Raw genomic sequence first — 10,500 nt, forward strand, 5'->3', positions numbered from 1 at the left:
GCTGGGCGCTGAACCCGCAAGCAGAAGCTGCTGGAGGTGGCCACGGAGCGCCCGACGCCCCGCCGGGCGGCGTCGGGGGCCCGCCCGGCGCTGGCGGGGGCGGGTCGGTGCGGATCCGGCTCGCGGTGCTCAGCGACTACGACGGGGTGACCTGGCGGGTCGGGGCGACGTACCGCAACGCCGGCCGGATCCTGCCGGCGGCGCAGCCCGCGCCGGGGGCCACGGTGCAGACGGTCCGGCAGGAGATCACCGTGGCGGACCTGAGCGGTCGGCTGCTGCCCGCCGTGGCCACCCCGCGTGAGGTCGGCGGGGTTCGGGTGGCGTACGACCCGCTGACGGGGACGCTGATCCGGCCGGAGGGGCTGACGCCGGGGCTGCGGTACACGGTCACCTCGGCTGCGGAGCGGCCCGACAACAACCTGCTCGCCACGGCGAACGTGCCGGCCGGGGACGAGGTGGCCCGGGTGCTGCGGGTGGCCGAGGGGGTGCCCGACCCGGTGCGTCGGCTCGCCGCACGGATCGCCGAGGACAACGGGGCCCCGTACGCGCGGGCGGCGGCGATCGAGCAGTTCCTCGCCGAGCACTACCGGGTGGTGGCGGACGCGCCGAGCGGGCACGCGTACCCGAACCTGAACTTCTTCCTCTTCGGCCCGCGTGACGGCGGCGGGCAGCGCGGCACGTCGGAGCAGTTCGCGGCGGCGTTCGCGGTGCTGGGTCGGCTGTCCGGGTTGCCCACCCGGGTGGTGGTCGGCTTCTCCTCCACCGGGAACGGGCCGGTGCGGGCGGCGGACGCGTTCGCCTGGCCGGAGGTGCTCTTCTCCGGCCTCGGCTGGGTGGCGTTCGACCCGCTGCCCCGTCCCGACGACGAGCCGCGCCCGGTGGAGGAGGACTTCCGCCCGGCGCAGGAGGACCCACCGCCGTCGGAGGTGCCCGAGCCGACCCTGGAGCCGAGCGGGACCCCGCCGGCGCAGGCCGCGCCGGGGCGGCCGGTCGACTCGGGCGGGTTGTCGACCCCGGTGCTGGTCGGTGGCGGCGCGGGTGGCCTGCTGCTCCTGGTGGGGGCGGCGCTGGCGGCGCTGGTCGCGATGCGCCGGGCGCGGTCCCGGGCCCGGTTGTCCACCGGCGACCCCGGCCGGCGGATCGCCGGCGCCTGGCGGGAGGTCACCGACGCGTTGCGGCTGGCCGGGCGGCCGGTGGGCGGGGACCTCGCCGCCACGGAGGTCGCGGAGCGGGCCCGCGCCGCCCTGGCCGACGCCCTGGCGGACGCGCGCGCCGCTGGTGCCGCGCCGCCGGACCTGGGGGAGCTGGCCGGGCTGCTCAACCAACTCGCCTTCGCGCCGGGCGCTGCCGCCACCGAGCAGGCGGACCGGGCCGCCGCCCTGGCCGGCGAGTACGTCGCCGCCCTGCGCGCTGCCCGCCCGTGGTGGCGGCGGCTGCTCTGGTCGGTCCATCCCGGCCCGTTGCGCTGGCGCCCCTGATCCTCCCCCACCCGACCCGCCCGTCGGCTCCCGCGATCTCGCACAGGACCACGCCGCTTCACCCATCGAGTGGCAGCGGCGTCACGTGGAAACCACTCGATCCCGAATCGAGCACGATCAGGGCCGGACGCGGGACAGGACGGGGCGCGGGACAGAAGCGAAATGGGTCAGGAGCGGAGGCGGCGGACCAGTTTGCGCAACCCGGCCTGCCAGCCGTCGGGGTCCTCTGCGCGACGGCGGGCGTGGTTGGCGACCTCGGGGTGGGGCAGGATGAGGAACCGCTCCTCGGCCAGGCCGGCGATCACCGCGTCGGCCACCCGGTCGGGGTGCAGGACCGCGCCGGACGCGGCGATCACCCGCGCTCCGAGGTGACCGGCGGCCAGCCCTTCGGCGAGCATCGGCGTGTCCACCCCCTGTGGACACAGCGCGCTGACCCGGATGCCCTGGTCCCGGTACGTGACGGCGAGCCACTCGGCCAGCCCCACCGCCGCGTGCTTGGTGGCGGTGTACGGGGCGTCGCCCACGGCGGTGAGCACCCCGGCCGCCGAGCAGGTGTGCAGCAGGTACCCCTGGCCCCGGGCCAGCATCCCGGGCAGCACGGCCCGCGTGGAGTACACGTGGGCGAGCACGTTGACCCGCCAGGCCCGGTCCCAGTCGGCTGGGGCGGCGTCCAGCCCCGCCGCCGTGGCGATTCCGGCGTTGGCGCAGAACAGGTCGAGCCGGCCGTACCGTCGCTCGGTGTCGGCCACCAGCGCGCGGACCTGGTCCTCCGCGGTGACGTCAAGCTCGGCGGCGTGGGCCACCGGGCCGACGGCCTCGGCGACGGCCCGGGCGCCGGCCACGTCGAGGTCGGCCACCACGACGGCCGCCGCGCCCTCGGCGGCGAACCGGTACGCGAGCGCCGCGCCGATGCCGCCGGCGCCGCCGGTGATCACGACCACCCGGTCGGTGAGGTTCACGCCGGCCCCCCTCTCCCCGGCCGGCCCGAGCCGGGCGATCAGGTCGGCCAGGGCCGCCGGGCCGCCGGCGGCCAGCTCCGGGGTGGGCAGCAGGGCCAGCACCGGTACGTCCACTCCGGCGTCGGCGTAGCGGCGCACCTGGTCGCGGCAGTCCTCGGGCGGGCCGTGCAGCACGAGCGCGTCGACGACCTCGTCGGGCACGGCGGCTGCGGCGCCCCGCCGGTCCCCGGCCGCCCAGGCCCGCCACACGGGGTCGAGGGTCTCGGCCCGACCCAGCCAGCGGTGGAACGCCGCGTACGCGGGCACCGTGAGGTAGGTGGTGATGAGCCTGCGGCCGAGGGCGCGGGCATGGCCGACGTCGGCGGTGGGGCAGACGAAGATGCGGGCGACCACCTCGAACCCGTCGGGCCGCCGGCCCAGCTCGGCGACGGCGGTGGGGACGTCGGCGGCGGCGAGCCAGTTGAGGATCACCCCGTCGGCCTCGGCGGCGGCCAGCCGCAGCATGCCCGGGCGCAGCGCCGCCAGCAGTAGTGGCGGCGGCACGGCCGGCGGCCGTTCCAGGGTGGACCGGCGCACCGCGAAGGTGTCGTACGCGCCGTCGACGGTCTGCCCGGCCAGGGCTTTTTTTTTGGAAGCGCAGCACGTCCCGGGTGCGCCTGAACGGCTCGTCGAAGGCGACGGCGTTCCAGTCCCCCACCACGACCGGCGAGGATGCGCCGATGCCGAGTTTTTTAACGGTCGGGGGCTGCCTCGGCCAGCGCGGCGGCGCTCATCGCGAGCAGCCCGGGCCCCCGGGTGAAGACGGGGGCGATGGCGGTGCCGAGCCGCAGCCCCGGCTGCCAGGCGGCGGCCAGCGCCAGCGGGGTGAACGCGTCGGTGCCGTTGACCTCGGACGACCACACATCGGTGAAGCCGGCCCGGTGCAGGGCGGCGTAGAACGCGGCGTGGTCGGCCAGCGGGATGCCGCCCAGCGGCACGGTCATGCCCCATCGGTTCGTCACCTGTCGATCCTGCCCGCTGCCCCCGCCCCGGGCAAGGTCCCCGCCCGCGCACCGCCTGCCCGTACGTCTGCGGGCCGAGCCGGCGGCCGGCGACGGACGTCCGGCGGCAGCGGGCGGGCGGCTCCCCCGAACCCGGGTCAGCCGCCGAAGGCGAGCAGACGCACCCCGGCCGCCCCGATCACGGCCCGCTCCCGGTCGGTCAGCGACGCCCGGCCGGTGGCCTTGCGGACCACCGCCAACCGGTCCCAGCCCAGCTCCGGTGGCACGGCCCGGCCGCCGGTCAGCAGCGCCGTGACGACCTCGGCCGCGGTCGGGGTCAGCCACGGCTCGCGGCCCAGGGCGGCGGCCAGGTCCAGGCCGTGCACCCCGACCTCCACGACCCGGGTGACCAGGAACTCGGTCAGGGCCATGGGGTCGCCGTGCCGGGTGCGGACTACCCGGTCGAGCGGCTGGTGGGCCACCGCGGCGTCGGCCGCGCGCCAGGCCCGGTCGAACCCGGCGGCGACCTCGACCGGGTCGGTCGCCTCGCCGGCCTGACGGCGGGCGCTGTCTACCCGGGCCCGGTCGACCTGCGGGGTGAACTTCGCCGCGCCGAAGTACCCGGCGGCGTCCACCTCGGCGCGGGGCGGGGCCGGGGCGGCGAGCATGCCGGTGAGGCGGCCGGCGCCGGTGCGGACGTGGGCGATCAGGTCCCGTACCGCCCAGGGCGGGCAGTCGGTGGGCCGGCTCAGGTCGGCGGGGGTGAGCCCGCGCAGGACGACACCCAGCGCCGCGCACTCGTCGCGGAACGCCGCCCGCACCGAGTAGTCGTGGGCAATCCGCATGATCCCCTCCCGTGGTCGGCTCCGGACGGCGGCCGCGTACGCCGGTCAGCCCTTGACGCGGGGCACCAGGCGGTGCACGACGGCGAGCACCAGCGCCGCCACCACGGCCATCGTCCCGGCGGTGCCGGCGGCGCTGCCGGCGTAGCCGACGAAGAGCGAGCGCCGGCCCATCTCGTCGGGGTCGAGCTGGGGCAGGTCGACCAGCCAGGACAGGGCCAGCGCCGAGGCCACCACGGCGATCGTGCCGCCCAGGCCGAGCACAATGGCGGCGACGCGGTGCGCGTCGGCGGGCTCCACCTGGGCCTGCTCCCGTTGCGTGACCAGAAGCAGCAACCCGGCCAGCGCCGCCCAGACCCCGACGACGAGGAACGCCGCCACGGCGTCGCTGGGCCGGTGCCAGCCGGCGGAAAGGGTCGCCACGCCGGCCACGGCCGCGTATCCGGTGCCGACGAACGCGCCGAGCACCCGGACCGTGCGCGGGAGGACCAGGATCAGCGCCAGGGCGACGGACGCCGCCACGGTGGTGTGCCCGCTGGGCAGGCTGTTGCCGACGGCGGCCCGTTCGGGGTCGATGCCGAAGTCCGGCCGGACCAGGGAGTGCTTGAGCAACTGGGTGGTCACGTTCGCCCCGGCGATGAGCAGGGTGGCTGTGATGGCCAGCGCTACCCGCCGCCGGATGAGCGCGATGAAGCCGATCACCGCCGTCGCCACCAGCAGCGACAGCGCAGACATCGTGTTGAGGATGTGGTTCACCGGCTCGGCGATGCGGTCCTGGCCGATCCGGTTGCCGGTGAGGGCGACCGTGTCGAGCCACTGGCCGGGCTCGGTGTGCAGGGCTGCGCGCCACACCACGACGAAGGCGGCTGTCTGGGCCAGGACCAGTACGACCAACCAGACTGCCGTCCAACCCCTCGCCGTCGCGCGCACCCGCACACCGTAGCGGCCCGCGTGGGAGCGTCCCCCGGTGGCCCGCCGGCATCCTGCGGCTAGGTTGGGACGGACGTACAGGAGGTTGCCGGTGACCGCCACACCCGGGCCCGATGGGCCGTCCCGCCCCGTCCCGTCGCCGCCGGCCGACCGGCCGGAGTCCCTCGCCGATCTGCTCGGCGGGCGGCGCGGGGCGGTGGATGCCACGCTGCCGCCGGTGGCGTTCGCGGTCGGTTGGCTGGCCACCGGGCAGTCGCTGGTCGGTGGGGTGGCCGCCGCCGTGCTGACCGGCACGGTCCTGGCGGGCTGGCGGCTGCGCCGGGGGGACCGGCCGCGCTCGGTGCTGATCGGGCTGCTCGCGGTCTGCGTGGCGGCGCTGATCGCGTTGCGAACCGGGCGGGCCGCCGACTTCTTCCTCGTCCAGGTGCTGTCGAACGTGGCCAGCGCGCTCGCCTGGATCGTGAGCATCGTGATCCGCTGGCCGCTGCTGGGCGTGCTGGTGGGGGTGGCGCTGCGGCAGCGGGGCCGGTGGCGGCGCGACCCGGCGCTACTGCGGGCGTACGGGCGGGGCAGTTGGGTGTGGGCGGCGACGTACGCGCTGCGGGTGGCGGTCTTCGTGCCGCTCTACCTCGGCGGGCAGGTGGTGGCCTTGGTGGTGGCGCGGGTGGCGCTGACCTGGCCACTGGTGGCGACCGCACTGGCGGTGAGCTGGCTGGTGATCCGCCGGTCGCTGCCGGCCGGGCATCCGGGGCTGCGACACCCGGTGACCGTGCCCGGCCCGCACGCGAAGGCCGGCGGCCGTGAGCCGCAACGATCGTGAGGGAGAACGGCCGGGAGGAAGAGGCAGCCGGGAGGAAGAACCAGGTCGGGAGACGAAAAGGGAGAGGCCGCCACGGGGGGAGCGGCCTCTCCGGTGACGTACGTTACTCCGTCCGCGACCGTCACGTGATCCCTGGACGGGCACTTTTTCCGGGGCTTTTTCGCGGCAAGTTCAGCTTCGGGCGGTGGGACGAGCCGGCCGGTCCGCTGCGTTGGCCGGACGGCCGGCTCGTCCCGGCCTGACCGTGGGAGTCAGGCCGTCTGCCGACCGGGCTCATCAGTTCCCCCGGGCCCGGCCGGACTCCGGGCGGGCGGGCTGCGCCGCCCACCCGGAGGATCTGGGTCACCCGTTCGGGAAGAGCATCCCGTAGTCGGCGTACGCCATGGCGACGTCGGACTGGGCCCAGAACCGGTGGTAGTTGAACGTCGGCTCGGGGCCGCCGTCGAGGTACGCCTGCACCTTCGGCCAGTCCGGGTCGTTCTTGTAGAACGACCGGATGTCCAGGAAGCTCTTGCCGGCGGCGATGGCGTCACCGTTGGGCATCTTCCCGGTCCAGCCCGGGGGCACGTAGAGGCCCTGGCCGTCGGCGGCGTTGTAGACGTCGTCGAAGCGCTTGTAGTCGCCGCGCTTCTCCGTCGTCGAGACGCCCTTGGCGTCGGCGGACGCGGACAGGACGTCGAGCAGGCCCTTGCCGGTGGTCTTGGCCGCCGTGTTGCCGGACTTCGCCGCGTACGCGATCAGGGTCCGGGCGAGGGAGGCGGTCACGCCGACGTCCTGGCCCTTGGCGATGACCTCGACGTGCAGGTTGGTGTTGGGCTGCGGGCTGGTCGGGTTCCAGTTGGCGGGCTGGCCCGTCCACTTCAGGTCGGCCGGGACCGACCAGTTGGTGCCCAGCGTGGTGTTCGCGATCGCCCACGGCACCCACTTGTCGAGCAGGGCCTTGGCCTTGGTGTTGCCGGTCTCCAGGTACAGCTCGGCGATGCGCTGCATCGACCAGACCTGCATGCCGAACCACTGGTTCGACGGCGGGTCGTTGTAGACCGGGTCGACGTCGTAGAACATGCCGTAGAAGGTGGCGGTGCCGGCCGGCGGGGTGCCGTAGTTGCCGTCCCAGCTGTTGGTGGCGCCGCCGGCGATGCCGCCCTCGGAGGACTGCAGCCAGGTGTAGAACTCCAGCTGCCGGTCGAGGCTCTTCTGCCAGTCCGAGACCGCGGTCGGGGACTTCGGCTTCAGCTCGTTCACGTTGGTCATCGCCCAGGCCGCGAACGGGTTCTGGTAGCCGAAGTGGCTGTGGCTGGAGCCGATCCGCCACGACCAGTTCTGGCTGGTCTCGTACGCGCCGCCCCAGGCGTAGTACCAGGACATCAGGTAGTGGGCGGAGTCCCGGCCGCTGCCGGCGGGGCAGGTGCTGGCCCCGACGCAGTTGCCGATCTTCTTGAAGTACTTGTCGAACATCGCGTACCGCAGGTAGTCGCCCATCTTCGCGGCCTTGGCCACGGTGGCGGCGACGTCGGCCTGCTTGTTCTGCGCCTTGGCCCAGGTCAGCGCCCAGTACGCGGCCTGCACGGCGCGGGCGTCGGCGTCGGGGGCGTTGGTGTACTTCCACTGCTTGGCGGGGGTGCCGGTGTCCTTGACGAACAGGTCGAGGTAGCCGTACTGCCCGCCGTGTTTGAAGGTGTCGCAGGACGGCTGCGGGATGGTCTCCCAGACCGACTCCTGGGTGCCGCGCTGGAAGGTGTTGATGTACGCCGGCCGGGTGGTGCCGTCGCCGCAGCGGCCGAAGCCGTAGGTGTTGTCGACGTCCATCAGCCAGTGCATGCCGTAGATGTCGCCGGTGCCGTAGGTGGACTGCAGCTCCGAGCGCAGCGGGTCCTGGCCGACCGCGATGTTCGGGTTCAGCGCCGAGGGGTACTGGCTGGGCAGGTTGTACTCCGCGGCGTACTGCGGGGTGCCGGCGGAGCCCGCGGTGGGCTGGTCGGCGTGCGTGGGGATGATGTACTTCTCCATCACCGTCCACGCGTTGTTGAACGGTGCCCAGTTCTGGGTGGCCCGGCCGTAGTATGCCTCCAGCCACAGCCAGTAGCTGAACGCCTCGGAGGTGGTCTCGTGGCCGTGGTCGGGCGCCTCGACGATCAGCGTCTCGATCGAGTGGTACGGCACGCCCTCGGGGCTGAAGTAGCCCGAGTTCTTGATCTTGCCGTACTGGTCGAGGAACTTCTTGACGTATTCGTTGTCCCCGCCCGGAACGTCGTTGTCGACCTCGGTGGCGGTGACCGCCAGGGGGGCCAGGCCGGTGCCGGAGGCGGTGATGGTGGCGGCGCCGCCGACGGTGTCGGAGTCCTCCGCCGCCGCGACGGTGACGGTGACGCCGGTGTTCCAGTTCGACGTCGTGAGGATGGCCGAGGCCGGCGTGACGGTGATGTCGGGGTCACCGCTGCGGGTCAGGGTCACCGGGACGCTGGCCGCCGGGGCCGCGCTGAGCTTGAGGTTGAACGTGGCGGTGCCGCCCTCGCTCACGCTCACCGAGGACGGGGTGGCCACCAGGCGCGGGCCGGAGGCCGGGCTGACGGTGAACGCCTTCTCGTCGACGGCGATGCCGTTGGCGTTGTCGTACGCCTTTGCCTGGACGGTGTAGCTGCCGGCCGGCAGGTCCTCCAGGGTGTAGCCGTACGGGGCGGTGGTGTCGGTGTTGACCAGCAGGCCGTTGCGGTAGAACTCGACCTTGGTGATCGTTCCGTCCGGGTCGCTGGCGGTGGCGGTCAGCGGCACGTCCGCCGGCGCCTCGAACGGCCCGGTCGGCACGCCGAGGGCCACCGTCGGCGGCTTGTTGGCGGGGGTGCCGTTGCAGGGCGTGCCGTTGAGGGTGAACACCGTGGGCTTCGGGTTGCTGCCGGAGTAGCTACCGTTGAACCCGATGGTGGTCGACGCCCCAGTGCCGAGGCTGCCGTTGTACGACTCGTTGGTCGCGGTCACCTCGCTGCCGGTCTGGCTGTATTTCGCCGACCAGCCCTGGACCACCCGCTGGCTGCTGTTGGGGAAGGTCCACTTGAGCGTCCAGCCGTTGATGGCGTCGCCCAGGTTCTTGATGGTGACGTTGGCGGTGAAGCCGCTGCCCCAGTCGTTGGTGGCGTAGACCACGTCGCACGCCGGGGCGGCCTGCGCGGCACCGGCCGGCAGGGCGATCCCGCCGACGACCAACGTGGCGGCGGCGAGCATCGCCGTCCGGCGACGTCTTGCCATGAGTCTCATGTACGCGGTTTCTCCTCGGACCAGGCCGGGGCCGTGGGGCCCCGGCGGGGCGCCTCCACGTGCGGGTGGCACGGGGGGACGGAGGCGCTAGGGAATGGTGGTCGATCCGGCCCGGCCGGGGTTTCGGGGGCGGAGCGTCGACGCTGGTCGACAGAGTCCGCTGCCCTCCTGGGGTGCCGTCCGGAAGACCGGATGCCCTCGGCGACCCGTGTTCACGCGAGCTGGCTCCTCGTCGCGGTGTTCGACAGTGTTACATGGAAGCGCTCCCACGACAAGGAGAGTTCCGCGAAGGAGCAGTCACTTGTTTCGATCTCGTTTTGGGGCTTTCACAAAGCGGTGACGGGCGTTACAGTCGCAGCATCGCCGATGGGAGCGCTTCCATCGACGGAGGTCACAGAAGGTGTTGACCGGGGTCGTCGTGCCCGCGACGCTCCGGCGCATTGCCCGAAGGCTGACGGCGGGCCAGCCCGGACGCCGCCGCCAGCCATCACCCACCGGCAATGGAGGGAGGTGGAACCAGAGCCACTCGCGTGGCCCGGCTCCCGCGCGACACGCACGGCAGGACGCCAATTCCACTCGTGCGTGTGTGCAAACGAAGTGGGGACGGGGGTTGCCCTCCCCCGTCCCCACACTAAACCCCTCGACACCATGGGAAAAGAGGCCGACGGGTCAGGCGTGTCACGCCACCCGGCCGGCCTCGCTCGTTATCGGCGTAGACCAGCGGGCGTCTCCTATCCCGAGTGACGCCCCGGCATCGCCTCCCACCTGCGCGTCCGCGCAACCGGCCGCGCGCCGGACCAGCCCGCATAGCAGAGCCGATCCGCCACAGGCGGCTTCGGCCGCCCCCGCCTGCCTTATGCTGGGAGCGCTCCCGGCCGCGCGGCGGTGGGCACCCATCACAAGGAGAAGGCCCCATGTCGATGCTCACCCGGCGGCGGCTGCTCAGCCGCGCCGCACTTTCCGCCACCGCCGGGGCCACCGGATGCGACGTCGGCACCGACCCCGACAGCGACCCGACCGGCGGGTCCCGGGGCAACCTACGCTTCCCGACCGGATTCGGCTGGGGCGCGGCAACCTCGGCGTACCAGATCGAGGGGGCCGCCAAGGAGGACGGCCGAGGCGAGTCGGTCTGGGACACCTTCAGCCGTACCCCCGGCAAGACCCGCAACGGCGACACCGGAGACGTCGCCGCCGACCACTACCACCGCTACGCCGATGACCTCAACCTGATGCGCGACCTGG

At 73.8% G+C, this 10,500-nt stretch carries 7 protein-coding genes and 1 pseudogene; 3 read left to right on the forward strand and 5 right to left on the reverse strand.

What is annotated here, in order from left to right; genetic code table 11:
• On the forward strand, window positions 1–1,478 hold a 1,478-nt coding region (locus MCAG_RS05090; protein ID WP_232290090.1), incomplete at its 5' end, for a DUF3488 and transglutaminase-like domain-containing protein.
• Window positions 1,479–1,645: 167 nt separating this feature from the next.
• Here the strand turns inward: MCAG_RS05090 and MCAG_RS05095 are convergent.
• The 4 genes and pseudogenes from MCAG_RS05095 to MCAG_RS05110 all read right to left on the reverse strand — a co-directional run bounded on the left by MCAG_RS05095 (window position 1,646) and on the right by MCAG_RS05110 (window position 5,195).
• On the reverse strand, window positions 1,646–2,437 hold the full coding sequence (locus MCAG_RS05095; RefSeq protein WP_007071904.1) for an SDR family oxidoreductase: 792 nt from the start codon (window positions 2,435–2,437) through the stop codon (window positions 1,646–1,648).
• A gap of 24 nt (window positions 2,438–2,461) precedes the next feature.
• A pseudogene (locus tag MCAG_RS05100) lies at window positions 2,462–3,420 on the reverse strand (LLM class F420-dependent oxidoreductase); the annotation flags it as partial.
• 155 nt (window positions 3,421–3,575) lie between these two features.
• Window positions 3,576–4,262, reverse strand: coding sequence for a maleylpyruvate isomerase N-terminal domain-containing protein (locus MCAG_RS05105; RefSeq protein ID WP_007071906.1), 687 nt, complete (start codon window positions 4,260–4,262; stop codon window positions 3,576–3,578).
• A 45-nt stretch (window positions 4,263–4,307) separates the two neighbouring features.
• Complete coding sequence (locus MCAG_RS05110) at window positions 4,308–5,195, reverse strand: phosphatase PAP2 family protein (protein WP_007071907.1); 888 nt, start codon at window positions 5,193–5,195, stop codon at window positions 4,308–4,310.
• Window positions 5,196–5,280: 85 nt separating this feature from the next.
• On the opposite strand from MCAG_RS05110, the gene MCAG_RS05115 reads away from it, so the two are divergent.
• Window positions 5,281–6,009, forward strand: a complete 729-nt coding sequence (locus MCAG_RS05115; RefSeq protein WP_157547904.1) for a DUF3159 domain-containing protein — start codon at window positions 5,281–5,283, stop codon at window positions 6,007–6,009.
• 342 nt (window positions 6,010–6,351) lie between these two features.
• Here MCAG_RS05115 and MCAG_RS05120 read toward each other — a convergent pair whose 3' ends face one another.
• On the reverse strand, window positions 6,352–9,249 hold the full coding sequence (locus MCAG_RS05120; RefSeq protein ID WP_198141714.1) for a glycoside hydrolase family 48 protein: 2,898 nt from the start codon (window positions 9,247–9,249) through the stop codon (window positions 6,352–6,354).
• A gap of 923 nt (window positions 9,250–10,172) precedes the next feature.
• On the opposite strand from MCAG_RS05120, the gene MCAG_RS05125 reads away from it, so the two are divergent.
• The coding region (locus MCAG_RS05125) for a family 1 glycosylhydrolase (RefSeq protein ID WP_036372402.1) at window positions 10,173–10,500 on the forward strand (328 nt) is incomplete at its 3' end.

It is taken from the genome of Micromonospora sp. ATCC 39149 (assembly GCF_000158815.1).
GTDB lineage: Bacteria > Actinomycetota > Actinomycetes > Mycobacteriales > Micromonosporaceae > Micromonospora.